Origin of the sequence: Micromonospora sp. HB375 (genome assembly GCF_017872985.1) — a bacterium.
Lineage (GTDB): Bacteria > Actinomycetota > Actinomycetes > Mycobacteriales > Micromonosporaceae > Micromonospora > Micromonospora chalcea.
Genome location: NZ_JAGGJO010000001.1, coordinates 58,924 through 82,852 on the forward strand (window position 1 = coordinate 58,924; position 23,929 = coordinate 82,852).

Consider the following 23,929-nt stretch of genomic DNA (forward strand, 5'->3'; position numbering starts at 1 on the left):
GGCCTTGGCCGTTTTCGCCCAGCCCGGTGCCGGTGCCCGCTTCGACTGGGGACTGACCGGGGCGGCGGAGCTCGGCCGGGTCTGCGCCGCCCTGGTGGTGGTGGACGTGCTGTCGTTCACCACCGCCGTGGAGGTGGCGGTGAGCCGCGGCATGCGGGTGCACCCGTTCCCGTGGGGCGAGCAGGCCGCCGACTACGCCCGCCGGGTCGGCGCCGTAGCCGCGGTGGGCCGCCGGAGGACGACAGCGGAGCACCCGTGGTCGCTCTCCCCGGCGGCGCTGCGGGCCGCGCCCGTCGTCGCCGACCTGGTGCTGCCGTCGCCGAACGGCTCGGCGATCAGCGCCGCCGCGAGCGCCACCGGAGTGCCGGTGGTCGCGGCCTGCCTGCGCAACGCGCGCGCCGTCGGGCGCTGGCTCCGCACCCAGGGGTACGGCTCGACCGACGCTCCCGTGGGTGTGGTGGCGGCCGGGGAGCGCTGGCCCGACGGGTCACTGCGGCCCTGCGTGGAGGACCAGCTCGGCGCGGCCTGCGTGCTCGACGCGCTCGCCGGGGTGCCCGGCGGACTTTCGGTGGAGGCAGCGATGGCGCTGGCCGCGCTCGCCAGCACCCCTGATGTGCCGGCGGCGGTGCGGGGGTGCGTGTCCGGCCGGGAACTCGCCGAGGGTGGCTTCGCCGAGGACGTCGACGTCGCGACCGAGGTCGGCGTCTCCGACGTGGTGCCGGTGCTGCGCCAGGACTACTTCGCCGCCGCCTGAGTCACCGGCTCCACCACCCGCTCGACGGGGTATCAACCAACGACTGTGGCCGCCCGCGAACGCGGGCGGCCACAGTCATGCGTGCTGGTGGCTGTCAGTCGTCCAGCCAGTCGAGACGCCGGCCGCCGCGGTCCCCCTGCGCGTCCGGGCGGGCGCGACCGGCCTGCGCCGGGTCGTTGGGGTAGGCGTTGTCGTAGCCGCCACCGCGCTGCTGCGGCGGCTCCTGGCCGTAACCACCCTGCTGGCCGTAACCACCCTGCGGGGACTGGCCGTAGCCGTCGCCGTATCCGCCGCCCTGCTGGCCGTATCCGCCCGCCTGGTGCCCGCCGTCGTATCCGCCGGTGCTGCCGTAGCCGCCACCGGCCGGGGCGTTGTCGTAACCGCCCTGCTGGCGACCGGCGTCGTAGCCACCGGCCGGGCTGTCGTATCCACCGGCCGGAGCGTCGCCGTAGCCGCCCTGCTGGCGGCCGGCGTCGTAGCCACCGGCCGGGGCGTCGTACCCGCCTGCGGGCGCGCTGTCGTAGCCACCAGCCGGGGCGTCGCCGTATCCACCGGTGGCCCGGCCACCGCCGTAGCCCGCGTCGCCGTACCCGCCGGCCGGGGCGTCGCCGTAGCCACCGGCGCCGCCGTAGCCGCCCGCCGGGGCGTCGCCGTAACCGCCCTGCTGGCGGCCGCTGTCGTAGCCGCCGGTGGGCGCGTTGTCGTAGCCACCCGAGGCGGCGCCGTACCCGCCGCCGGAGCGGTAGCCGTCACCCTGCTCCGCGCCGCGGCCGTACCCGGCCGGGCCGGACTGGTCGTACCCGCGGTCCTGCTCCGGCTGGTAGGTGCTGGTCGGGTACGGGTCGGCCGCCGGCGCGTACTGCGTGCTGTCGCCGGTGTAGCGGCCGGTGGGCTCGTCGAAGCGCTCGTTGCCGTAGCCGCCGCCCTGGGCCGCGTATCCGGCCGCGCCGGCCGCGGCGCCCGCGGCGTAGTCCGGGCTGCCGTAGCCGGCCCCGGAGGACGGACCGTTGCCGTAGCCGCCGCCCGAGGAGGGCGCGGTGCCGTATCCGCCGCCGGAGGCGGGCGCGTCGCCGTAGCCGTTGCCGGCGCCGTAGCCGCCCTGCCCGGGCGCGTCGTCGCCGTAGCCGTACCCGGCCTGTCCCGCGCCGACGCCGTACGCCGGTCCGGGCGGTGCGCCGTACGGGTCCGGTGGGACGTCGTCCACGACCGGCCGCTGGAGCATGGTGGGGGCGTCGCTGATCGACGGGCCGCCGACCATCGTCGCCGCCGGTCCGGCGCCCATGCCGTTCACCACGCGGGTCTGGTCGTCGGTGCCGTGGTAGGCGCCCCGGGCCGCGGGGATCGCGCCGGCCGCGGCGGCGCCGCCCGGGCCACCCGGACCGACCGGTCCACCCGGGCCGTCGCCGTCACCGTCGTCGCCCTCGTTCTTGCGCCGCATGTAGAGCAGCACGATGGTGCCCACACCGACGGCGACGAACAGGCCGCCGAGCAGGATCAGCAGCCAGGAGCCCATGCCCCCGGAGTCCTCGTTCGCGGTCGGCTCCTGGGCGGCCGGCGCGTCGGTGGCCGGGGTGTCGGCCGGGTCCTCCTCGAGCGGCTCGTCCGACGGCGGGGCGGACTCACTCGCCGACGGGGTGGCGCTCGGGCTCGCCGACGCCCGCAGCTGAATGCTGAGCCGGACGCCGGTCACGGACTGGCCGGCGCTGGCGTTTATCGACCTGGCGACCGGGGTGGCGCCGTCGGTCGAGGCACCCACCTCGATCCGGCCGGGCGCGATCGGGTTGGAGTCGGAGCCGCTGAAGCTGAAGTTGCCGTTGCCGCTGGTGTTGGTACGGCGCTCCTTGCCCGCGCTGTCGCGCAGCATCACGAGGGCGCCTTCGATCGGGTCGCCGTCGGCGTTTACCACCTTGCCGGACACCGTCTTGACGGTCTGCGGCTGCTGCGGCTCCTGCGCGGCGGCTCGCACCGTTAGAGAAAGGGACGCGCTGTTCGAGTCGCTCGGCGTCTCTGCGGTGAATTGAACGCTTGCACCGTCGGTTGCCGACGCGTTGGCGCTGGCCTTTAGCGTTACTGGCACATTGCGTTGTCCAACGACAGCAGTTGGCGCATTGCAGCCCGCGCTGCACGTGACGCCTGCCGGCAGACCGGCCACCCTGATCGTGACCTGGGTTGGGCCGGGATCGGTGACCTTGACTCTCACCTGAACGGAGGCGTCGCTGCCGGCGCTGATAGTCACAGCACCCGGGTTGACGCTGACTTCCGGGGGCTCCGCGAGGGCGGGGGTGGCGGGGACGGTGAGCAGGGCGCCGAAGACCAGCGCTACGACCACACCGGCCCGCTGCTTCCAGGCACGTCGGTGTGTTGACACGTCCACCGCCTTCCGGGTCTGATCTCTCCGCCGGCCGCTCGGCCGAGGTTGATCACTCACGGTACGAATAACGCCGTCGGCAACTATGCCTTGTCTGACCGGATCATCTCTACCCAGGGCCGCCGCAGGGCGGCGTTCTGCCGGGTCGTATCGTCCCGTCGTGTCCTCTCCGCACGCTTATTCCGAAGCGGTACTCGCCGCCCTGGCGGCGCTGGACGAGGGGCGTACGCCCGAACGGCCGGTCCTCCGGGAGGCGGTCCGGACCCTCTTGGCTGCCCTCACGGATCGCGCCCCCGGCCGATCGGTGGAGGTGCGCGTCCCACCCTACGGTGCGGTGCAGTGCGTGAGTGGTCCACGACACACCCGCGGCACGCCCCCGAACGTGGTGGAGATGGACCCGCCGACGTGGCTGGCGCTCGCCACCGGACGCCTCGACTGGGCGCGAGCGGTCACCGACGGTCGCGTACGGGTGTCGGGCAACCGGGCCGACCTTTCCGCGTACCTCCCGATTTAGCCGGCGGACGGCCGCAAACTGCACTCACCCTGAGCGGGGACTCCGTGACTGTCGGTATCGACTGCTGTTCGCGTACACTGAGAGCCGACGACGGTCCCGGCCCATAGCGTGCGGAGCTGACCCCCGACTCCGCCAGGCCAGTTCAGACCCCACCAAGAGGGAGCGGCAGGTGCCCCGAGGCGATGGCCGGCTGAGCCACGACCTTGACCCCGAGCGACCCGGCCCCCAGGACGCGTGCGGCGTCTTCGGCGTCTGGGCCCCCGGGGAAGAGGTCGCCAACCTCACCTACTTCGGGCTCTACGCCCTCCAGCACCGGGGCCAGGAGGCCGCGGGCATCGCAGTGAGCGACGGTTCCGGCGTCGTGGTCTACAAGGATCTCGGCCTGGTCGCCCAGGTGTTCGACGAGCCGACGCTGGCGAGCCTGCGCGGGCACGTCGCGATCGGGCACGCGCGCTACTCCACCACCGGCGGCTCGACCTGGGAGAACGCCCAGCCGACGATCCGCGCCACCAGCGCCGGCACCACCATCGCGCTGGCGCACAACGGCAACCTGGTCAACACCGCCGAGCTGCAGCGCGAGGCCGCAGTGCGCGGGCTCGACCCGGACGGCTCGACGAACGACACCTCGCTGGTGACGATGCTGCTGGCCAGCCGGCCCGACCTGTCGGTCGAGGCGGCGGCGCTGGAGGTGCTGCCGCAACTGCGCGGCGCGTTCAGCTTCGTGTTCATGGACGAGTCGACGCTCTACGCGGCGCGCGACGCGCACGGCGTACGCCCGCTGGTGCTCGGCCGGCTCGAACGCGGCTGGGTGGTGGCCAGCGAGACCGCCGCGCTGGACATCGTCGGCGCGAGCGTGGTCCGCGAGGTCGAGCCGGGCGAGCTGATCGCCATCGACGAGAACGGGCTGCGCTCCAGCCGGTTCGCCGCGCCCGAGCCCAAGGGCTGCCTCTTCGAGTACGTGTACATCGCCCGGCCGGACGCCACCATCGCCGGCCGTAACGTGCACGCCGCGCGGGTGCAGATCGGCCGTCAGCTCGCCAAGGAGCACCCGGTCGAGGCCGACCTGGTGATCCCGGTGCCGGAGTCCGGCACGCCGGCCGCGATCGGCTACGCCGAGGAATCAGGCATCACCTACGGCCAGGGCCTGATGAAGAATCCGTACGTCGGGCGCACCTTCATCCAGCCCTCGCAGACGCTGCGCGCGCTCGGCGTCCGGCTGAAGCTGAACCCGCTGCGGCAGAACGTACGCGGCAAGCGCCTGGTGGTGGTGGACGACTCGATCGTCCGCGGAACCACCCAGCGGGCGATCGTCCGGTTGCTGCGCGAGGCGGGCGCCCTGGAGGTCCATGTCCGGATCTCCTCGCCGCCGGTGAGCTGGCCCTGCTTCTACGGCATCGACTTCGCCACCCGGGCCGAACTGCTGGCCAACGGGCTGGACAACGAGGGCATCCGGCGCTCGATCGGCGCCGACACGCTCGGGTACGTATCGCTGCCCGGTCTCATCGCCGCGACCGAGCAGCCGAAGAGCCGGCTCTGCCGGGCGTGCTTCGATGGGGAGTATCCGATCGAACTGCCGGCCGGGAACCTGATCGGCAAGCACGTGCTCGAAGGAGTGGGACGCCGGGTCGCCGCCGAGGCGGCCGGGCCGACCGGTCCGCTCGTCGCCACACCGACCCACCACCCGTAGCACCACCGACGCGGGTCCGGCCGCTCCGGGCTCGCGGGAACCACAAAGGGGAGAACCGTGACGCACGTGTCCGAGCGCAGCGGCGCAGGATCCAGCCCGACGGGCGCCGGCGGCGACCGCCAGCCCTGGTCGGCGGGGTCCGGCCGGACGCAGCGCAAACGCTCGGTCTCGTACGCCGACGCCGGGGTGTCGATCGAGGCGGGCGACCGCGCGGTCGAGCTGCTCAAGTCCAAGGTCAAGGAGACCCGGCGCCCGGAGGTCCTGGGTGACCTGGGCGGCTTCGCCGGCCTGTTCCGGCTGGACACGAAGAAGTACAAGAATCCGATCCTGGCCTCCTCGACCGACGGCGTCGGCACCAAGCTGGTGATCGCGCAGCAGCTCGACATCCACGACACGGTCGGCATCGACCTGGTCGCCATGGTCGTCGACGACCTGGTCGCCTGCGGCGCCGAGCCGCTGTTCCTGCTCGACTACATCGCCACCGGCGAGGTCGTGCCGGACAAGGTCGCCGAGATCGGCGCGGGCATCGCGGACGGCTGCCGGTACGCCGGCTGCGCGCTGCTGGGTGGCGAGACCGCCGAGCACCCGGGCGTGCTGCGCCCCGACGAGTACGACATCTCCGCCACCGGCGTCGGCGTGGTGGAGGAGAGCGAGATCCTCACCCCGGAGCGGGTGGAGGTGGGTGACGTGGTGATCGCCATGCGCTCCTCCGGCCTGCACTCCAACGGCTACTCCCTGGTCCGGCACGTGCTGCTGGGCGCCGGCCGGATGCGGCTGGACGTGGTGATCGACGACTTCGGCCGCCAGCGGACGCTCGGCGAGGAGCTGCTCACCCCGACCAAGATCTACGCGCAGGACTGCCTCAAGCTGATCGCCGAGGCCGAGGTGCGGGCGCTGGCCCACGTCACCGGCGGCGGCATCCCCGGCAACCTGGTCCGGGTGCTGCCGGAGCACGTCGACGCCGTGGTCAACCGCTCCACCTGGAAGCCGCAGCCGATCTTCGATCTGATCCAGACCAAGGGCCGGATCGAGGACCCGGAGATGGAGGCGACGTTCAACATGGGCGTCGGCATGTTCGCGATCGTCTCCGCCGAGGACGCCGACCGCGCGCTGGCCACCCTGACCGGCCGGGGCGTGGACGCCTGGCAGGCGGGCGAGATCATCGAGGGGTCCGGCAACGTGCAGATGGTCGGGCAGCACACCCGGGGCTGATCACCCTGCGCCGATCGGCCGGGCACCTGATCGGGGGTTCACCCGAGCGGTCGCCGCGGCCTAGCCTGGAGGTTCGGTTTTCAGGCAGGCGGGGGAGGTGCTGATGGCCGCACGTGCGCCCGAAGGGATGCGGGGTATCGCCGCCGTCCCGTCGTACGTGGTGATGCAGCCGACCACCCTGTGCAACCTCGACTGCGCCTACTGCTACCTGCCGCTTCGGGCGGCCGATCGGCGGATGCCGGTGGCCGTCGCCGAGGCGGTGGCGGCGTCGGTGAACCCGTGGGCGACGGGTGGTCGCTTCTCCGTGGTCTGGCACGGCGGGGAGCCGCTCGCGGCCGGCCGGGAGCATCTGGCCGCCCTGCTGGCGCCGTTCGGGCCGGACGTCGAGCACCACGTGCAGACGAACGCCACGCTGATCGACGACGCCTGGTGCGCGTTCTTCGCCGAGCACCGGGTGCGGGTCAGCGTCAGCGTGGACGGGCCACGGGCCCGCAACGCCGAGCGGGTCACCCGGGGCGGGCGGCCCGCGTACGACCGGATCGTGGCCGGCGTGGCGGCGCTGCGCCGCCACGGCGTGCCGTTCTCGGCGCTGGCTGTGGTGTCCCGGCCGGAGCCGGGCCTGGCGACCGAGCTGTACGACTACTTCCTCGACCTGGGCTGCGACGTGCTCGGCGTCAACATCGAGGAGACCGAGGGCGTCAACACCCGGACCAACGCCCGGGACGCGGGCGCGGTCACCGGGTTCTGGGCGGAGCTGGTCGCGGCCTGGCGGCGTGATCCCCGGATCCACCTGCGCGAGGTGGAGTGGTCGCTGCGGTACGCGGGCGCGGTGCTGGCCGGCACCGCCGACGACCTGCTGCCCCGCCGCCTCGACCCGATCCCGACGGTCGGGCACGACGGTTCGGTGGTGGTGCTCTCGCCGGAGCTGGCCGGCTTCACGGACCCGCACTACGGCGACTTCACCAGCGGGAACGTGCTCACCACCCCGCTGGGCGAGATCCTCGCCGACGCGGCCGGCACGCCCTGGGTGGGCGAGTTCCTCACCGGCGTGGAGGCGTGCCGGACGTCCTGCGCGTACTTCGGCTTCTGTGGGGGTGGGCACGCCGCCAACCGCTACTTCGAGCTGGGGCGTTTCGACGGTACGGAGACCGAGCACTGCCGGAACAGCAAGATCCGCCTACTGGAGGGAGTGTTGGAGCATGCCCGAGACCATCAGTGACACCGACCGGGGGGCAGTGGCCGACCGGGTGCGGGACGCCGCTGCGGGGCTTACCGCTCTGCTCCGTGAGGCGGAGGCGGCGCGGCTGCTGCGGGCGGAGGTGTCGGGCGGCGACGGCGCCAACGCGGTCTGCGCCTGGAACCACTTCGAGAACATCCCGACGTTCTACAACTGGAACAACCGGCCGCGCTGAGGGCTCGGTTCCGCGATCAGGGACCTGCCGGCGAGTCGGGGCGGCACCCCGGCACGGCAGGTCCCTGATCGTCGGTCGTACGCCGGCTCAGCAGAGCACATGCGTGAGCACGCGGGGGTTACCGCGTGCTCAGATGTGACCGGAGGTCAGCGGGTCGGACGAGCCCAGGTGTCCGGGTCGTCGTCCGCGTGGTCCTCGTCATCGTCGTCGACATACTCTTTGTAGTCGTCGTCGAAGTTGTGCTCAGACTTCCCACTACCCGCCAGTTCGCGCTGCAAGGCGGTTAGGTCGGTGTTCGGGGAGTGATACTTCAACTCCCGCGCCACCTTCGTCTGCTTGGCCTTAGCACGGCCGCGCCCCATGGCTCGACCCCCTCGCACAGAATGCGGGGCAGCCCGAAGGCGGGCCCCGATGACGTCAGGCATCTCTCGTGGCTCTTACGGTACATGGGGATGCCATCGTTCGGCACCTCGGGTCACCGTCGACCGGACCTGCGCGTCGCAGTGGTCCAGCCGTCACCAAGTGTACCGGGTAAGGGGTAAGGTCCGGGGCTGGCCGTGACAGCGGACAAATGGGTACGAACGGGCCCGAGGCTCAGCTTAACGCGCACGGCCTCCGGGGGTGGAGTCGCCGCTCCGCCCCCGGAGGTGAGCTTCACCGCAGATGGATCGCGCGCAGCCGGCCGACCTCGGCCATCCGCCGCTCGGCGAGCCGGTCCGCGGCCACCGCCGGGGGTACGCCCTCGTCGTCGGCGAGCTGGAGGATCTGCCGGGTGGTGTCGAAGATCCGGGTGGCGCGCAGCTTGGCGCGCTCGAAGTTGAAGCCCTCGATCTCGTCGGCCACCTGGATCACGCCGCCCGCGTTCACCACGTAGTCCGGGGTGTAGAGGATGCCCCGGTCGGCGAGCACCTTCTCGATGCCCGAGTGGGCGAGCTGGTTGTTCGCCGCTCCGGTGACGACCTTCGCCCGCAGCACCGGCACGGTCTCGTCGTTCAGCGCGCCGCCGAGCGCGCACGGGGCGTACACGTCGATGTCGGAGGCGACCAGCGCCGCGGTGTCGTCGACCAGGGTGACCTGCGGGTGGGTGGTGCGCGCCCACTCCAGGGCGCGCGGGTTCACGTCGGTCGCCACGACCTCGGCGCCGTCGTCGAGCAGGTGGGCGGTCAGGTACTTGCCGACCTTGCCCAGCCCGGCCACGCCGACCCGGCGGCCGGCCAGCGTCGGGCTGCCCCAGACGTGCTCGGCGGCGGCACGCATGCCCTGGAACACGCCCCACGCGGTGAGGATCGAGGAGTCGCCCGCGCCGCCGTGCTCCACGCTGCGGCCGGTGACGTACCGGGTCTCGCGCGCGATCACGTCCATGTCCGCGACGTACGTGCCGACGTCACAGGCGGTGTAGTAGCGGCCGTTGAGCGACTCGACGAAGCGGCCGTACGCGCGCAGCAGCGCCTCGCTCTTGATCTGCTCGGGGTCGCCCCAGATGACCGCCTTGCCGCCACCGAGGTCGAGGTTCGCCAGCGCGTTCTTGTAGGCCATGCCGCGGGAGAGGTCGAGCACGTCGGCGAGGGCGTCGGCCTCCGTGGCGTACGGGTAGAACCGGGTCCCGCCGAGCGCGGGGCCCAGCGCGGTGGAGTAGATCCCGATGATCGCCTTCAGGCCGGACTGCTTGTCCTGGCAGAACACGACCTGCTCATGCCCCGTGGAAACGGGGTCGTCGGTGCTGGCGAATACGCCCATGGCTGACTCCTGTGTCGGTGAGCGCCCTTGTGGGGAGCGGAACCTGGTGGCACGCCGGCGGGATGCTGCCGGTGTCTCTGAGCCTAATATCGGCCCGAACCGTACTGTCGCGCACGTCACGCCACGGGCTCACGGGCGGCGACGGGCGGTCCCGTCTCGTGGGAGGATCGCGCCGTGCCGTCGCTCTTCGCTTCATACCTGCGCGTGTACGAGCCGCTGACCGCCTTCGACCGGGACCGGCAGTCCTACTGGCGCCGGTACGTCAGCGAGGGCCGGGCGATCGCCCCGCTGGAAGGGCCGGTACGACAACGGACCGCCGTGATCGAGGCGCTGGGCGCGGGCTGGACCCGGCTGCCCGACCTGCCCGACGAGGCGTACGTCCTGGAGTCGGACGACTCGTTGCTGGTCTGCCCCTGGAACCTGCGCATCCGGGTCGCCGAGGCGGCGCTGAGCGCCCGCGACGGCGTGCCCTCGGTGCTGGCCGACGCGTTCGTGCCGCCGGTGCTCGCCGGGCAGGCCAAGGCCGTGGTGGAGGACTGGCGCAGCGGCGCCCGGGTGCTGGAGCACGGCGTGCCCCGGGTGCACGAGCAGATCGCCACCTGGGGCGTGCCGCTGCGCTGGTTCGTGCTGTTCGAGGCGGGTGAGCGGCACCTGGTCACCGAGCCGGAGCGGCGCGCGCTGCGCTACCGCACCGAGATCTCCAAGGCGCGCCGCCGCGCGTCGCGGGCGCTGTCGGTGCTGCGCAAGTCGATCGGCGAGGCGCCGATCACCGAGGCGGTCGAGGAGGCGGCCCGGTGGCTGGAGGAGTTCCACCCGCGCTCGGTGGTCGAGCTGGACTACGGCGGCCTGGTTCAACTGCTGCCGGACGAGACGCTCGAAGCCGACGACTCGACCGATCTGGTGGCCACCGGACTGTCCGGACTGGGCCGGGGCGAGGCCGAGGAGGCGTCCGCCGCGTACGACAAGCTGGTCGCCCGCTGGCGCGCGGTGCAGCTGTTGGAGCGCTGCAACTGACGCCCGGTTTACCCCGATAAGTGGTCTTGGACACGAGAGTGTCTCGTAGTTGATGCGTCACGAACCGTGATCATGAGTCCTAATAAGGTAGTTTCTGCGGCATAAAAGTCGTAAAAATCGGTCATGCTTCATCCGTCCGTCTAGGGACCTTCAGCCGTTCGGCCCATGTCGGACATCGGGGACTAGCCGGACCATGGGAGACGCGTCGGCCGGCGGGACCCCGGCCGATGTCTATACATGTGGAGGAGTGACCCCGATGGCATCGCGAACGCACGAACCTGAGCCGCTACTCACACCGGCCGAGGTGGCGTCGATGTTCCGTGTCGACCCGAAGACGGTGACCCGGTGGGCCAAGGCTGGCAAGCTCAGCGCCATCCGGACCCTTGGCGGCCACCGCCGCTACCGTGAGTCAGAGGTTCGGGCGCTACTGCAGGGGCAGATCCCCCAGCAGCGCCAGGGAGACTGACGAACCGGCGTTCTCCGGCGTTCCGATCAGGGGCGGTGCCGTCGCGGCGCCGCCCTTAATCGTGCCCGGGCTCAATCGTGTCCGGGGGCCGCGCCGTCCAGCACGATCCGCAGCCCCACCGTGCCCCCCTCGCCCCGGCGCAGCCGGCTGCCGAGCAGGCTCAGCCGCCCGATCAGCCGGTACTTCTGCTTGAGCAGGCCCCGCACCCGCCGGGTGCTCTCCGGATCGGCGATCGTCGCGTGTGCCGGCACCGCCTCGCCGTGCGGTCGCCCGCGCACGTCGCACGGCGCCACAGTGACCCGGCCGTCGCGCCGGATCCGCTTCACCTTGCCGGAGTCGGACACCGTCCACACCGCCAGCGAGTCACCGTCGCGTACCGCCCACACCGGTGTCGCCACCGCCCGGCCGTCCTTGCGGAACGTGGTGAGCAGGACGTACTTCTCCGCCGCCAGGCGGTCCAGGTCGGTCACGCCGCCCAGGATACGGCGGCCACGGCGCCGCCGACCCCCGGATAGCGTTGCGGGCATGACCGGGGAACCCGAGATCGGCGACGTGTTCGGCGAGATGATCCGCGACGCGTACGCGGTCGCCACCGGGATCGGACCCCGGCCGATGGCCGGTGGGCGCCTGCCCCGGCCGGTCATCGAGATCATCGAGCGGGACGACGGGCTGATCAACGGCGCGCCCGCCGGGCACTACCTGGACCCGCCGCAGCTGTGGCAGCCGCACGACCACCGGGCGGTGGACCGGGTACGCGGACATGTGCTCGACGTCGGCGTCGGCGCCGGACGGATCGCGCTGGAACTCCAGGAGCGCGGCGTGCCCGTCACCGGCCTGGACACCTCGCTGGGCGCGCTGCGGGTCAGCCGGCACCGGGGCGTACGCGACCTCGTCCACGGCACCGTCGACGAGCACACCGCCGACGGGCCGCGCTACGACACGTTCCTGCTGCTCGGCAACAACCTCGGGCTGTTCGAGGGGCGGGAACGGGCGCCGACGATGCTGGCCGCGCTCGCCGCCCTGGCCCGCCCCGGCGCCCGGGTGATCGCCCACGGCACCGACCCGTACGGCACCACCGACCCGGTGCACACCGCCTATCACGAGCGCAACCGGCAGCGGGGCCGGATCGGCGGGCAACTGCGGCTGCGGCTGCGCTACCGGCTGCTCGGCACCGGGTGGTTCGACTACCTGGTCTGCTCGCCCGAGGAGTTCGCCGAGCTGGTCCACGGCTCGCCGTGGCGACTGGCCGACGTGGACGACACCGACCACCCGTACTACCTCGCCACGCTGGAGCTGCGGCGTTAGGAAGGGCCCCTTTCAAGCGCCCAGGCGTTAACAAGGGGCCCTTCCTTACATGCTCAGACCTGGACGGTGGGGGTGGTCTGCTCCGGGGGCAGTCCGCCGTCGCCGTCGACCACCTCGTCCGGCGTGCCGTCCTCGTCGATGTCCACCATGGTGATGTCCACCTTGCCGTCACCGTCGGTGTCGAACTGGAACAGGTCGGCCTTGCCGTCGCCGTCGGTGTCCACCACCCACACGTCGGTCTTGCCGTCGTTGTTGGTGTCCGCGCGGAGCAGGTCCACCCGCTCGTCGCCGCGGGTCTCGACCGTCTCGGTGTTCTCCGCGCTCTCCGGTGCCTGGCTCATCTCGTTCCTTCCTTCGACGTTGACGGCCGTCCTTACCCCGTCCGCTCCGCCCCCACTCATCCCGGCGGCCCGGCCCTGCATAGGGTCGCATGCAGGAACGAGCGAGCGGACGGGCCCGGCGGCGGAGACCCCGCGCGCCCCCGCCGCGGCGAGGGGACACCGATGAGTGGTCGTTTTGTGGTCGTCGGGGCCGGCACCATGGGCCTCGGCATCGCGTACGTGGCGGCCGGCGCCGGGTACGCGGTCGAACTGGTCGAGGTCGACCCCGCGCGGGGCGCCGAGGCCGTCCGCCGGCTCGGCGAGCTGTGGGACCGGGGCGTGCAGCGCGGCAAGCTGACCGAGGAGGCCGCCACCGCCAACCGCGGGCGCGTCACGTTGCGGGCCGGGCTCACCGAGGTGCCCGAGGGCGCCGACGTGATCGTGGAGGCGGTGCCCGAGCGGCTCGACCTGAAGCGCGCCGTGCTGCGCGAGGCGGAGAGCCGCCGCCCCGCGCTGCTGGGCAGCAACACGTCCAGCATCCCGATCGCCGAACTGGCCGCCGGGCTGGACCGCCCGGCCGACTTCGTCGGACTGCACTTCTTCAACCCGGTCTGGGCGATGGCGTTGCTGGAGGTCGTGGTCGGCCCGGCCACCGCACCGCAGACCACCGAGGCGGCCGTCGCGCTCGCCGCCCGGCTGGGCAAGGACCCCGTCGTCGTACGCGACATGCCCGGCTTCGCCACCTCCCGCCTCGGCGTCACGCTCGGCCTGGAGGCGATCCGGATGGTGGCCGACGAGGTGGCGAGCCCGGCCGACATCGACAAGGCGATGGTGCTCGGCTACCGGCACCCGATCGGCCCGCTGGAGCTGACCGACCTGGTCGGACTGGACGTGCGGCTCGACATCGCGCGTACGCTCCAGGCCGCGTACGGGGACCGCTTCGCGCCGCCGCCGCTGCTGGTCGAGATGGTGGCCGCCGGGAAGCTCGGCAAGAAGTCCGGGCAGGGCTTCTACACCTGGAAGGACGGCCAGAAGAATTGAGCGGGCTGCGGATCGAGGAGCTGCCGGACCGGCTGGTGGTGACGCTGGACCGGCCGGAGAAACGCAACGCGATCGACGCCGACCTGGTGGCCGAGCTGCACGCGGTCTGCGCCGACCTGGAGGCACGCCCCCGGCTGCTGCTGCTCACCGGCGGGACGGCGGGCATCTTCGCCGGCGGCGCCGACATCGCCCAGCTGCGCGAGCGCGGCCGGCTGGACGCGCTGGCCGCCATCAACCAGGGCGTCTTCGCCCGCATCCGGGCGCTCCCGATGCCCACCGTGGCCGCGGTCGACGGGCCGGCGCTGGGCGGCGGCGCCGAACTCGCGTACGCCTGCGATCTGCGGGTGTGCACGGACCGCGCGGTCTTTGGTCAGCCCGAGGTGCGGCTGGGCATCCTGGCCGGCGCGGGCGCGACCTACCGGCTGCCGGCGTTGATCGGTGAGGCCCGCGCCAAGGAACTGCTCTTCACCGGCCGGCGGGTGGACGCCGCGGAGGCGCTGCGGATCGGGCTGGTGAACCGGGTGGTGGCCGAGCCGGACGAACTGCTGCCCACCGCGCACGGTCTGCTCGACGAGATGGCGAAGGGCTCCGCGCTGGCCCTGCGGCTGACCAAGCTGGCGGTGGACGCCCCGGCGGCCGCGCACCCGCAACTCGACCTGCTCAGCCAGGCGGTGCTCTTCGAGGACGAGGAGAAACACCGGCGGATGACCGAGTTCCTGGACCGGCGAAAGGCGCGCTGAGCCGGAACACGACGAGGGCCGCGCCGGTGTTCCCGGCGCGGCCCTCGTCGTCGGCTCTTCTCAGCGTCTGATCTGGACTCCGGCGTCGGCCAGAGCCGGGATCGCCGGCGCGGACTCGGCGAAGCCGATGAGCAGCAGCGCCTCCGGCCCGTACGCCTTGATCTCCTGGGCGATGCCGGAGAAGTCGACGGGGGTCTTCGGGTCCTCCGGCGGCTCGTAGGTCAGCAGCTTGACCCGGTCCGCGCCGATGCCGGCCTTCTCCAGCTCCGAACGGACGTTCTCCTGGAGGCCCTCGCCGTAGGAGTCCTTACGGGCCAGGATCGCGATCTTGCGCGGCCCGTCCCGGAGCATCACGTCGGCCAGCGCGCGACCCTGGAGGCTGTCCGGCGGGGCGGTACGGAAGTAGAGGCCGTTGTCGTCCACCGCGCTCAGCCCCGCGTCGGTGTTCGACGGCGAGAACAGGATCCGCCCGGCGGCCACCACGTCCGGCAGCACCGCCCGGGAGATGCCCGAACCACCGGCGCCGATGATGACGTGGACGCCCTCCCGGACGTGCGAGGCGACAGTGGCCTTGGCGACCGCCGGGTTGGTGCCGTCGTCGCCCTCGACCCACCTCACCGGCTCACCGAGCACACCACCGGCGGCGTTGACCTCGCGGAGCGCGAGCGCGGCGCCGGCGGCCAACGGCGGGTACGCCAGCGCCAGGTCACCGGTCTTCGGCAGGAGGCCGCCGAGGACCAGCGGCGCGTCCTTCGCCTTCCCGTCGCGCAGCTTGCGACCGCGCGGCGGCGTCTTGCTGCTCGCCCCGGACTCCTCACCGGCGCCGACGAACTCGGTCTTGCTGTCGTCGATCTTCTGGTTGTCGAAGTGCATGGTGCCGTAGCTGGCGGTGGCCGGCTCGCCGTTGTCGGTGAACCCGGCCCGGGTGAGCGACACGCCCCGGTACTGGATGTCCTGACCGGCGCGGGCGAGCTGGAGGCAGGTCGCCACCTCGTCGCAGCGTTCGCCGCCGGTGGTGACCCCGACGATCTGCTTGGCGATCTCGCCCGGCGCGGTGGTGCCGGCGAGCTGGGCGGCCAGCGCGCTGATCACGACCGCGTCGTAGGACTCGGCGGAGTAGAGGAAGTCACCCAGCTTCGCGTCTACGGCGAGTAGTCGTTCCTTGAAGCTCTCGGGCAGCGGAGTGAGGGGCGTGGTGCCCTTCATCCCGTTCACCAGATCCGCCCGATCCTTCAGCTCGGCTGGGTATGAATTGAGCATGTTGCCGTCGGTGCCGTAGAGGCGCACCTGGGTGGCGGGCGCTTCTTCCGGCTCGTCGCTCCCGCAGGCGCTCGTGGCGAGCAGGAGCGCCGCGCAGGCCATGGACAGGGCCGCGCGCGACGTGCGTGTTCTCAGCATGGTCGTCCTTCCTCCGGCGAAGGTCCGCTGCGCACCTTAGCGTGCCCACGCGGTAGGCGGGACTGTGGAGTCGGCTCCGTCGGCACCCCGACTGCGGGAATCACGCTGCGTGTTCATCGAGCGATTTCCGGGTCACGGCTTGACCCCCGGCGCTACTGTTCCGCGGGTGAACGACGAAGCACAGCAGACGCTGGACGACGCGACCGCCGTGCTCCGTTCCGCCCTCGCCGGCGACGGCGCCGGGGTGGTGGGCACGTTCGACGCGGTGGTGGACCGCTCCGGCCTGGCCGGGGCGTACGGGGTGGCGTGGTGCCTGGCCGCCACCATGCTCGGCGACGACGCGCCGGCCGGCGGGGCCGCCCTCGACTTCCCCGGCATCGACCAGGCCGACTACGACACCCGCTGGGTGGCCCGCTTCGTCAGCGCGTGCGCCAACGACGACGCCGACACCGGTGAGGCGCTGTTCGGCGCGGCCGCCGCCGACGGGCTGCTGCCCGACTGCCTGCTCACCCTCGCCGGCTCGACCATCGCCACGCTGCGCAGCCGGTCCGACTGAGCCCGCCGCGCCGCGACGCGCGCCGGCTGTGATAGCTCTGGGTCATGTCCGAGGCGATGCTCAGCAAGGTGCGCAAGCTGCTCGCCCAGGCCGAGGACCCGGCCTGCACGCCCGCCGAGTCGACCGCGTTCATGGCCAAGGCCACCGAGCTGATCGCCCGTTACGGCGTCGACCGGGCGCTGCTCGCGGCACGCGACCCGGCCGTCGACCCGGTGGGCGACCGGACGGTCGAGGTGGTCGCGCCGTACGCCCGGGACAAGGCCGGACTGCTGGCCGCGGTCGCCGAACCGTTGCGCTGCCGCTGTGTACGCCGACGGCAGGGCAACGGTTTCGCCATGCACCTGTTCGGCTTCGCCAGCGACCTGGAACGCGTCGAGTTGCTGTTCACCTCGCTGCTGGTGCAGGCCGCGCACGGACTGGCGGGAGCCGCCGTGCCGGACGGGGAGCACCCGGCCGCGTTCCGGCGTACCTGGCTGGCCGGTTTCGCGTACGTCGTCGCGCAGCGGCTGCGCGCAGCCGAGGAGAACGCGGTGGCCGAGGCGGGCGGCCCCTCGACGGCCCTGGTACTCGCCGACCGTTCCGACCGCGTCCAGCGCCGGGTCGCCGAGGCGTACCCCAGGTTGCGCACCGCGCCGCGACGGCGCCTCGCGGGCGGTGGTTTCGCGCCGGGCGCGGACGCCGGCCGCCGCGCCGACCTCGGCGGCACCGGCGTGCCCGGCGCCGCGGCGACGCCGGGCATCACCGGCTGACCGGGCCCATCGGGTACGGGTCAGGCGGTGCGGGCGACCGTCGCCAGGTAGCGGCAGAGCAACTCGTGCCAGCCGGCCGTGAGCGCCTCGCGGTAGCCCTCGGCCGCGGCGCCGTGCCGGTCGAAGTAGCGGTGCTCGACCTCGACCCGGGTCAGTTCCGGGCCCTCGGGGTGGAACAGGACCTCCACCTCGCTGGCCCCGGCCGGGTCCGGCACCGGCACCCGGTCCGGGCCGATCTGCCAGGTGAAGACCAGACGCCGGGGCGGATCCCAGGTCAGCACGCGGCCCCAGTCGTTGCGGAAGCCGTACGGGCCGATCTCGTAGAGCATGCCGCCGGCCCGGGGTTCGATGCCGAGCGCGGCGAGCGCCTGCGGGCCGGACCAGGTGTACTCGCGTACCCACCAGTCGGCGAGCGATCCGGTGAACACGGCGTACGCCCGCTCGGCCGACGCCGGGACGAACAGGTTGCTGCGGAGGGAGAAGCGGTCGGATTCCTGCCGGACCTCATCCGGATCGGCCATCTCCTGTCCCATAGGTCCGGACCATACCGGCTCATGTCTCGGTGCGCAGCTTCCGTTGCGCCCGCTTCCGGACACCGGGAACGCCGCTCCACGACAGCGCTGTGTGGTGGGACAGGCGCGCCGAGTTGGCGGAACGCCTCGGGGCGTACCCGGTGCCAGGCCCAGGTGCCACGCCGTTCGGAGTCAGACGCAGATCTCCGACGCCGAGGCGCCGGCAGCGCTTGTTTCGACATTTCTCTAGGTTGACAGACTTCAAAGCAGAGGGCAGGGTGGAGTCTGCTTCGATAAACATCTAGACAGGGAGTTCACATGTCCCGCGTCCAGCTCGCCCTGCGCGTCTCCGACCTCGAAGGCTCCGTCGCCTTCTACAGCAAGCTGTTCGGCGTCGAGCCGGCCAAGCGCCGCCCCGGCTACGCCAACTTCGCGGTGGAGAACCCGCCGCTGAAGCTCGTACTCCTCGAAGGTGAGCCCGGCCTGCCGACGGTGATGGACCACCTCGGGGTCGAGGTGGCCACCACCGGCGAGGTGAACGCCGCGACCAGCCGGCTCACCGAGTCCGGCCTGATCACGCTGGAGGAGAACGACACCGAGTGCTGCTACGCGCTCCAGGACAAGGTCTGGGTGCGCGGCCCCGGCGACGAGCCGTGGGAGGTCTACACGGTCAAGGCCGACTCGCCGCAGCTGGAGAAGGTGACCGAGAGCGCCTGCTGCGCCTCGGACACCGCGGAGCAGCCCGCCGGCGTCTGAACGGCGGATCCCCACCGGCGTCTCCGCCGGTGGGGATCTCTGTCGTACGGTCAGGTACGGCGATTCCGCATGACCCAGGTGGGCAGCGGCTCCGCGAAGGCGTGCACCACCTCCCAGCCGGCGCGCCGGTACACCTCGACGTTGTCCGGGTTGCTGGTCTCCAGAATCGCCGGCAGGCCGTCCGCGGCGGCCCGGTCCAGCCCCACCCGCATCACGGCGTGGCCCCACCTGCGGCCGGCGTGGTCCGGGTGCGTACCCAGCACCCCCAGGTACCAGAACGGCGCCGACGGCAGCGCGGCGTGCACCGCCTCGTCGTAGGCGCGGACGCGGTGCAACACGTCGGCGGGAAGCTGGGCGGCGAGATCGTCGTCCGGCGGGGCGCTCCCGGATGCCGGCGGCTCCCAGATCGCCACCGACGCGCCGTGCCCGATCGTCCAGATCGTCTCCTTGTGCACCCGCTTGTCGAACAGGTGCCCGAAGAAGACGGCCGCATAACGCGCATAGGTCGCCTGGTCGGGGAACAGGTGCCGCAGGACCGGATCCTTGGTGAACGCCGCGACCAGCGAGGTGACCACGCTGCCACGGTCTTCCGGCGTCGCAACGGTGATCTCAGGCCCTGTCACAGCGTGCAACATATCGTGCGGCCGAGGCGCGGGGCGTCCCTCGCGGCGTGAGCCGGCCGGCGACTACCGTGCCTCGGCGAACCTCAGCCGCCTGAAGGCCTCGACGTAGACGAACCGCTTGCCGTCCGGAGAGAAGCTCGGGTGGTACGCGCGCTCACCGTCGGCGATCCGCGTCTTCTTCCCGGTGTCGACGTCGACCGACCACACGCCGCCCACGTGATCCGACGCGACGGCGGCGATCACCGACCTGCCGTCCGGCGACACCGCCAGGTCGGCGAGCCCGGGAAGCTCCGCGAGGAACCTGGCCGTGGCCGATCCGACGTCCCACTCGGTCAGGTGCCAGGTGAAGTCAGACGGATACACCTCGACAGGCAGCGGCAACCTGCCGAGGGTGTCGGGTGCGGTGATGAAGAACAGCCGCTCACCCATGGTTGCCGGCGACCGCACCAGCACCATGGACTCGCAACCCGTATCACTGCCACTGAGGTTGAAGGTTGTCCCGTCGACCGTCACCGGAGAGGGGAACTCAGACGCCTTCCCGTCAGCGAGCAGCTGGATTCCCCCCGGCCCGCACTGCCGGCGCGCCTGCACATATCCCCTGCCGTCACCGTTCACGAGTGCGGCACCGGCGAGGAAGCGCGTCGACGCCAGAGGCTCGAACGTCTTGTCGGCCGGCGAGTAGGTGAGCAGCTCCGTTCCGTCCCAGCCGCATTCGAGGGCCACCCCGAGGTCGCCGTCGGGGTCGGCGAACAAGAAGCTGAACAAGCCCGCTTCGCAGGCGGGCACCGCCGGGGCGCGCGTGAGAACGGCTTCCTCGCCGCTCCCGTCGGGCCGCTGCCGCCACACCTCGGCTACTCCCGAGCCCGAGGTCGAGGTCACCTCCCGCAGGTAGTAGACCCAGCCGTCGGCGGCCCACACCGGATGGAACAGGGAGACGGAATCCAGGAGCCCCGAGATCCGGCCGCACCCGCCCACCAGGATCACGGCCAGTACGAGGACCGACGTCAGAGCCGTACGCAGCGTCCGCACACGCGACCTTCTGGTGCTCACCTGCCTCATTTCGTCCGTCACTCAGCGGGCTCACCGTAGGCGCCGCCGCCGTTGCCGGGGACTGTACACCCGTTAGGTACTCAGGGTGGCGACCTGTGCCGGCCGTGGATACGGCCCGTCGATCGGGAAGCGCAATCGTCGCGACACCTAGCGGGACCGGACCACGGCCGTGACCTCGACCTCGAGCACAGCGCCCGGCAGGAAGAGCTTGCTGATCTCGACAGTCGTGCTCGCCGGCGGCGGTGTGCCAGTGAAGAGTCGGCGCCGGACGGCCGCGTACGCCGACAGGTCAGCCAGGTCCGTCATGAACGTGCGGACGTGCAGCACGTCGTCGAAGCTCGCACCGTGCGCCGCGAGCACGCCGCCCACGATCTCGAAGATCCGTTCGGCCTGGGCGCCGGCGTCTCCGGGGGCCACCACCTCGCCGTCGTCGTCGACGGCGACCTGTCCGGCGAGCATCAGCAGCGCGCCGCCGCCGACATCGATCCGGGCGACGTGCGCGAAGCGGTCGCCGAACGGGGCCGCGACGGATTCGGGGTTGTCCAGGGTGAGGCGCATCAGCGTCCCTTCGCAGAAGTCGGGGGAGACGAGGGAGGAGAGATCGGCGTCCTGGTCCGGCGCGGCCCGCATCAGGTCGAGGGCGGCCTCCAGCACGGGGGCCGGCACCGGGCGGCGCAGCGCCAGCCGCGCGTCCTTCGCCGCCATCGTGACTGCGAACGAGGCGCCCGGGGCGGTGGCCCGTCCGACCGCGCCGCCGAGGGCCCCACGGTCGAGCACGTCGAGGGCGGTCTGCCTGTCGACACCGAGCGCTGCGGCGACAGCCAGCGCGTCGTGCAGCGCGGCGACAGCCGTCACCAGGCCCGTGTTCGCGACGAGTTTGACGGCGGCACCTGCGCCGATCGGACCGCAGTGACGGACCGTCCCGAGCTGCCCCAGCACCGGAGCCGCCCTCTCCACGGCATCGGCAGGGCCGCCCGCGAAGATCACCAGCGTGCCGGCCCGGGCGGCGTTGACGCTGCCGCCGACGGGGGCGTCGAGGAGGTAGACGCCCGCCGGAAGCCGGTCGGCCACCGCTCGGACTTCGTCCGGCCCGATCGTCGACATCTGCACCACGACCGTCCCGGGTCGGAGCGCGGTGGCGGCGCCGTCCGGCCCGAACAGCACCGTCTCGACCGCGCCGGCGTCGGCGAGCATGACGACGACGACCTCGGCTCCGTCGACCGCGGCGGACGGGCTCGCGGCCACCGTGGCGCCGACCGCCGCGAGCGGCTCCGAACGCTCCGGGCTGCGGTTCCACACTCTGACCCGGTTGCCGCCGGCCAGGAGGCGGCGCGCGATCGGCGTACCCATGTGCCCGGTCCCGAGGACCGCGATGATCTTCACGCGGTAACGCTAGGCCGGTGAGGGTAATGCGACCAACGAATGTCTTGCATGCCTGCCATGCGTGATTACCATGCCTGCCCATGGAGACTCAGCTGCTGGAGGTGTTCCGCACCGTCGCGCGGCACGGCTCGATCACCACCGCCGCGCGCGCCCTCAGCTTCACCCAGTCGGCTGTCTCCCGGCAGATAGCCGCGCTCGAGGCCGACATCGGCGCCCGGCTCTTCGACCGGCTGCCCCGCGGCGTCGCCCTCACCGAGGAGGGACGAGAGCTGCTCCCGCACGCCGAGGCGGTCCTCGACCGGCTCGCCGCGGCCCGGCGTGACCTCGACGACCTGCGCGGGCTCGGCCGGGGGCGGCTGCGTGTGGGCGCCTTCCCGACCGCTGTCGCGGCTCTCGTACCCCGGGCGATGGCGTCGTTCCGCTCGGCCTACCCGGAGGTCTCGCTGTCGCTGGTCGAGGGCGTGACGCCGCGGCTGCTGGAGCGCCTGCTCGCCGAGGAGGCGGATGTGGCAGTGGTCAGCACCTCGCCCACGGGCGAGCTGGACCGCGAACGATTCGACCTGCGACACCTGCTCGACGAGCGGCTCCTGGTCGCGGTCGCGCGTGACCACCGGCTGGCGCGCCGCCGCTCGGTGCGCCTGGCGGACCTCGCCCCGGAAGCGTTCGTCGTGGGCTCGGCCACCGCGGAGAACAGCCTGCTCCGCGCAAGCCTGCCCAGCGGTTTCTCGCCGCGCATCGACATCGTCGCGGCCGAGTGGACCGGCAAGCTGGGATGCGTCGCCGCCGGGTTGGGGGTGGCCCTGGTTCCGGCCCTGGCGGTACGCGGAACCCCGCCGGACATCGCCCTGCTCCGCCTGCACCCGGACGACGAGTCGGTGCGGCAGATATTCGCGGCGACCGTGCGGGGCAGGACGCCGCCGCCGGCGGTCACGCACTTTCTCGAGCATCTGCGGGCGGAGGCGGCCCACCTGGGCTGAAAGCAGAACGCCGACCTGCGTATCCGCTGGTCGGCGTTCCTGTAGCCCGGCGAAAGGCTATGTGGCCAGGGGCGGGGTCGAACCGCCGACCTTCCGATTTTCAGTCGGACGCTCGTACCAACTGAGCTACCTGGCCGTGGTGCTCGGCACATGCTACCGCATGAGCCGATACGCAGAACGCCGCGCATTGAGCTGCGCGGCGTCAGCGCTTGCGGTCCTGACGGGACTTGAACCCGCGACCTCCGCCTTGACAGGGCGGCGAGCACTCCAACTGCTCCACAGGACCTGGCTGGTGTTGCATCCGGCGCGAGCCGGACCGTGCCCCCAACGGGATTCGAACCCGTGCTACCGCCTTGAAAGGGCGGCGTCCTGGGCCGCTAGACGATGAGGGCGGCCCCGCCATCATTGCACACTCGCAACTTCAAGCGGACTTGCTCCCATCCGGCCCCGCCGGAGGCAGGAGAAGCATATGTCATGTCTGCACGGACGGCCAAACCGGTATGGGCATGGCCGCGACGCCGGGCAAAACCGCAGGTCAGGGTAGCCGCGCGATCCCGTATCGCCGCTTCAGGTCCGGGATCAGGTGCCGGCACGCGGCCATCGTCTGGGCCCGGTCACCGCCCGCATCGTGCATCAGCACGATCGAGCCGTTCCGGGTGGCGCCCTTCACCCGCTTGATGATCGTCTTCGCTGGCGGGTGGTCCCAGTCCTGCGGGTCCACGCTCCAGTGCAGCGGGCGCAGGCCCATCTGCCGGGCCACCACGATCTCCTCGGCGGTCCACCGGCCGCCGGGCTGGCGGAACCAGGTGATCGGCGCCTTGGGCGCGGCGGCGCGGATGGCGTCGTTCGTCCGTTCCAGGTCGGCCCGGATCTCGGTGGCCGACCGCCGGCCGAGGTTCACGTCGTGGTGCCAGCTGTGGTTGCAGAGCTGGTGACCCTCGCGGACGATCCGGGCCACCAGCTCCGGGTAGCGCTTGGCCTGCTGGCCGACCACGCAGAACGTCGCGGTGACCCGGGCCGCCCGGAGCTGGGCCAGGATCTGCGGGGTGTAGCGGGGATCCGGTCCGTCGTCGAAGGTGAGCGCCACCCCGCTGCTCCCGCTGGCCCGGTGCAGGCCCGCCGGGAGCTTCTTGGGCACCGGGCGCAGCTTCGGCTTCCTGGGGGTGGCGGTCGGGGTCGGTGAGGGCTTCGTCACGGGCGACGGCGACGCCGAGACCGACGGCGAGGCCGCCGCCTGATCGGGTGACTTGCCGGCTTCGCCGCAGGCGGTGACGAGGAGCACCAGGCCCAGGGCGAGCGCCGGCAGGGCGCGTGGACGCATTCGTCGCTCCCGGAGGGGTCGGGGTCAGACGGAC

26 protein-coding genes and 3 tRNA genes are annotated in these 23,929 nt (G+C 72.3%); 15 read left to right on the forward strand and 14 right to left on the reverse strand.

All coding sequences use genetic code 11. The features are described 5' to 3' along the window. The first annotated feature begins 4 nt into the window (after positions 1 to 4). The gene (locus J3R08_RS00295; RefSeq protein ID WP_064448462.1) at positions 5 to 754 is read left to right on the forward strand and encodes a 2-phosphosulfolactate phosphatase; all 750 of its coding nucleotides are present in this window, start codon (positions 5 to 7) and stop codon (positions 752 to 754) included. Positions 755 to 848: 94 nt separating this feature from the next. Here the strand turns inward: J3R08_RS00295 and J3R08_RS00300 are convergent, their stop codons facing one another. Then, complete coding sequence (locus J3R08_RS00300) at positions 849 to 3,122, reverse strand: carboxypeptidase-like regulatory domain-containing protein (RefSeq protein ID WP_209959591.1); 2,274 nt, start codon at positions 3,120 to 3,122, stop codon at positions 849 to 851. Between the two features lie 160 nt (positions 3,123 to 3,282). Here J3R08_RS00300 and J3R08_RS00305 point away from each other — a divergent pair, with 160 nt between their 5' ends. The 5 genes from J3R08_RS00305 (at position 3,283) to amcA (ending at position 7,947) form a co-directional block, all read left to right on the forward strand. Next, entirely contained in the window at positions 3,283 to 3,636 is a 354-nt protein-coding gene (locus J3R08_RS00305) for a sterol carrier family protein (RefSeq protein WP_043327538.1), read from the forward strand. A 169-nt stretch (positions 3,637 to 3,805) separates the two neighbouring features. Beyond that, entirely contained in the window at positions 3,806 to 5,323 is a 1,518-nt protein-coding gene (gene purF, locus J3R08_RS00310) for an amidophosphoribosyltransferase (RefSeq protein ID WP_043330756.1), read from the forward strand. A gap of 57 nt (positions 5,324 to 5,380) precedes the next feature. Next, positions 5,381 to 6,535, forward strand: a complete 1,155-nt coding sequence (gene purM, locus J3R08_RS00315) for a phosphoribosylformylglycinamidine cyclo-ligase (RefSeq protein WP_043327537.1) — start codon at positions 5,381 to 5,383, stop codon at positions 6,533 to 6,535. Positions 6,536 to 6,662: 127 nt separating this feature from the next. Then, complete coding sequence (gene amcB / locus J3R08_RS00320) at positions 6,663 to 7,754, forward strand: cyclophane-forming radical SAM peptide maturase AmcB (RefSeq protein ID WP_176722793.1); 1,092 nt, start codon at positions 6,663 to 6,665, stop codon at positions 7,752 to 7,754. After that, positions 7,735 to 7,947: a multiple cyclophane-containing RiPP AmcA gene (amcA, locus tag J3R08_RS00325; RefSeq protein WP_030500600.1), complete on the forward strand. Its 213-nt coding sequence runs from the start codon at positions 7,735 to 7,737 to the stop codon at positions 7,945 to 7,947. Before amcB ends, amcA begins: the two co-directional genes overlap by 20 nt. Before the next feature lie 146 nt (positions 7,948 to 8,093). On the opposite strand, the gene J3R08_RS00330 is transcribed toward amcA, so the two are convergent. Continuing rightward, entirely contained in the window at positions 8,094 to 8,309 is a 216-nt protein-coding gene (locus tag J3R08_RS00330) for a DUF3073 domain-containing protein (RefSeq protein WP_013283429.1), read from the reverse strand. A gap of 292 nt (positions 8,310 to 8,601) precedes the next feature. Further along, the gene (locus tag J3R08_RS00335) at positions 8,602 to 9,684 is read right to left on the reverse strand and encodes a Glu/Leu/Phe/Val dehydrogenase (protein ID WP_069088136.1); all 1,083 of its coding nucleotides are present in this window, start codon (positions 9,682 to 9,684) and stop codon (positions 8,602 to 8,604) included. Positions 9,685 to 9,858: 174 nt separating this feature from the next. Between J3R08_RS00335 and J3R08_RS00340 the strand changes: the two genes are divergently transcribed. After that, positions 9,859 to 10,698, forward strand: a complete 840-nt coding sequence (locus J3R08_RS00340; RefSeq protein ID WP_030500602.1) for a hypothetical protein — start codon at positions 9,859 to 9,861, stop codon at positions 10,696 to 10,698. Positions 10,699 to 10,954: 256 nt separating this feature from the next. Next, positions 10,955 to 11,164, forward strand: a complete 210-nt coding sequence (locus J3R08_RS00345; RefSeq protein ID WP_007073996.1) for a BldC family transcriptional regulator — start codon at positions 10,955 to 10,957, stop codon at positions 11,162 to 11,164. 71 nt (positions 11,165 to 11,235) lie between these two features. On the opposite strand, the gene J3R08_RS00350 is transcribed toward J3R08_RS00345, so the two are convergent. Further along, entirely contained in the window at positions 11,236 to 11,634 is a 399-nt protein-coding gene (locus J3R08_RS00350; RefSeq protein WP_064448338.1) for a PPOX class F420-dependent oxidoreductase, read from the reverse strand. A gap of 55 nt (positions 11,635 to 11,689) precedes the next feature. Here J3R08_RS00350 and J3R08_RS00355 point away from each other — a divergent pair, with 55 nt between their 5' ends. Beyond that, positions 11,690 to 12,469 (forward strand): bifunctional 2-polyprenyl-6-hydroxyphenol methylase/3-demethylubiquinol 3-O-methyltransferase UbiG, encoded by a 780-nt coding sequence (locus J3R08_RS00355; protein ID WP_113972257.1) that lies wholly within the window; start codon positions 11,690 to 11,692, stop codon positions 12,467 to 12,469. Positions 12,470 to 12,522: 53 nt separating this feature from the next. Here J3R08_RS00355 and J3R08_RS00360 read toward each other — a convergent pair whose 3' ends face one another. Further along, positions 12,523 to 12,810, reverse strand: coding sequence for a hypothetical protein (locus J3R08_RS00360; RefSeq protein WP_043327533.1), 288 nt, complete (start codon positions 12,808 to 12,810; stop codon positions 12,523 to 12,525). Between the two features lie 162 nt (positions 12,811 to 12,972). Between J3R08_RS00360 and J3R08_RS00365 the strand changes: the two genes are divergently transcribed. Beyond that, the gene (locus J3R08_RS00365; protein ID WP_209959594.1) at positions 12,973 to 13,830 is read left to right on the forward strand and encodes a 3-hydroxyacyl-CoA dehydrogenase family protein; all 858 of its coding nucleotides are present in this window, start codon (positions 12,973 to 12,975) and stop codon (positions 13,828 to 13,830) included. After that, a complete protein-coding gene (locus J3R08_RS00370; RefSeq protein ID WP_064448341.1) occupies positions 13,827 to 14,570 on the forward strand; it encodes an enoyl-CoA hydratase/isomerase family protein in 744 nt (247 codons plus the stop codon). Before J3R08_RS00365 ends, J3R08_RS00370 begins: the two co-directional genes overlap by 4 nt. Before the next feature lie 60 nt (positions 14,571 to 14,630). Here the strand turns inward: J3R08_RS00370 and J3R08_RS00375 are convergent, their stop codons facing one another. Continuing rightward, positions 14,631 to 15,968 (reverse strand): ABC transporter substrate-binding protein, encoded by a 1,338-nt coding sequence (locus J3R08_RS00375; protein ID WP_043327530.1) that lies wholly within the window; start codon positions 15,966 to 15,968, stop codon positions 14,631 to 14,633. A 166-nt stretch (positions 15,969 to 16,134) separates the two neighbouring features. Between J3R08_RS00375 and J3R08_RS00380 the strand changes: the two genes are divergently transcribed. Beyond that, positions 16,135 to 16,524, forward strand: coding sequence for a hypothetical protein (locus tag J3R08_RS00380; protein ID WP_043327529.1), 390 nt, complete (start codon positions 16,135 to 16,137; stop codon positions 16,522 to 16,524). A 44-nt stretch (positions 16,525 to 16,568) separates the two neighbouring features. Continuing rightward, on the forward strand, positions 16,569 to 17,273 hold the full coding sequence (locus tag J3R08_RS00385; protein ID WP_209959596.1) for a DUF2786 domain-containing protein: 705 nt from the start codon (positions 16,569 to 16,571) through the stop codon (positions 17,271 to 17,273). A gap of 20 nt (positions 17,274 to 17,293) precedes the next feature. Here J3R08_RS00385 and J3R08_RS00390 read toward each other — a convergent pair whose 3' ends face one another. Further along, positions 17,294 to 17,806, reverse strand: coding sequence for an SRPBCC family protein (locus J3R08_RS00390; protein WP_043327527.1), 513 nt, complete (start codon positions 17,804 to 17,806; stop codon positions 17,294 to 17,296). Positions 17,807 to 18,103: 297 nt separating this feature from the next. Here J3R08_RS00390 and J3R08_RS00395 point away from each other — a divergent pair, with 297 nt between their 5' ends. After that, the gene (locus J3R08_RS00395; RefSeq protein ID WP_043327526.1) at positions 18,104 to 18,541 is read left to right on the forward strand and encodes an ArsI/CadI family heavy metal resistance metalloenzyme; all 438 of its coding nucleotides are present in this window, start codon (positions 18,104 to 18,106) and stop codon (positions 18,539 to 18,541) included. 50 nt (positions 18,542 to 18,591) lie between these two features. On the opposite strand, the gene J3R08_RS00400 is transcribed toward J3R08_RS00395, so the two are convergent. The 3 genes from J3R08_RS00400 to J3R08_RS32570 all read right to left on the reverse strand — a co-directional run bounded on the left by J3R08_RS00400 (position 18,592) and on the right by J3R08_RS32570 (position 21,597). Next, entirely contained in the window at positions 18,592 to 19,176 is a 585-nt protein-coding gene (locus J3R08_RS00400; protein ID WP_209959598.1) for a GNAT family N-acetyltransferase, read from the reverse strand. 51 nt (positions 19,177 to 19,227) lie between these two features. Next, positions 19,228 to 20,193 carry a PD40 domain-containing protein gene (locus tag J3R08_RS00405; protein ID WP_209959600.1) on the reverse strand — a complete coding sequence of 322 codons (966 nt, stop codon included), beginning with the start codon at positions 20,191 to 20,193 and terminating at the stop codon, positions 19,228 to 19,230. A gap of 168 nt (positions 20,194 to 20,361) precedes the next feature. Next, positions 20,362 to 21,597, reverse strand: a complete 1,236-nt coding sequence (locus tag J3R08_RS32570) for an NAD(P)-binding domain-containing protein (protein ID WP_209959602.1) — start codon at positions 21,595 to 21,597, stop codon at positions 20,362 to 20,364. Positions 21,598 to 21,677: 80 nt separating this feature from the next. Here J3R08_RS32570 and J3R08_RS00415 point away from each other — a divergent pair, with 80 nt between their 5' ends. After that, positions 21,678 to 22,574, forward strand: a complete 897-nt coding sequence (locus J3R08_RS00415) for a LysR family transcriptional regulator (RefSeq protein ID WP_043327524.1) — start codon at positions 21,678 to 21,680, stop codon at positions 22,572 to 22,574. A 62-nt stretch (positions 22,575 to 22,636) separates the two neighbouring features. Here the strand turns inward: J3R08_RS00415 and J3R08_RS00420 are convergent. From J3R08_RS00420 to J3R08_RS00435, 4 genes are all read right to left on the reverse strand, one after another. Continuing rightward, positions 22,637 to 22,710, reverse strand: a tRNA-Phe gene (locus J3R08_RS00420). Between the two features lie 76 nt (positions 22,711 to 22,786). Then, positions 22,787 to 22,860: transfer RNA gene (locus tag J3R08_RS00425), tRNA-Asp, on the reverse strand. Between the two features lie 33 nt (positions 22,861 to 22,893). Next, a tRNA-Glu gene (locus J3R08_RS00430) sits at positions 22,894 to 22,966 on the reverse strand. A 143-nt stretch (positions 22,967 to 23,109) separates the two neighbouring features. After that, a complete protein-coding gene (locus J3R08_RS00435; protein WP_043327523.1) occupies positions 23,110 to 23,895 on the reverse strand; it encodes a polysaccharide deacetylase family protein in 786 nt (261 codons plus the stop codon). Positions 23,896 to 23,929: the final 34 nt, after the last annotated feature.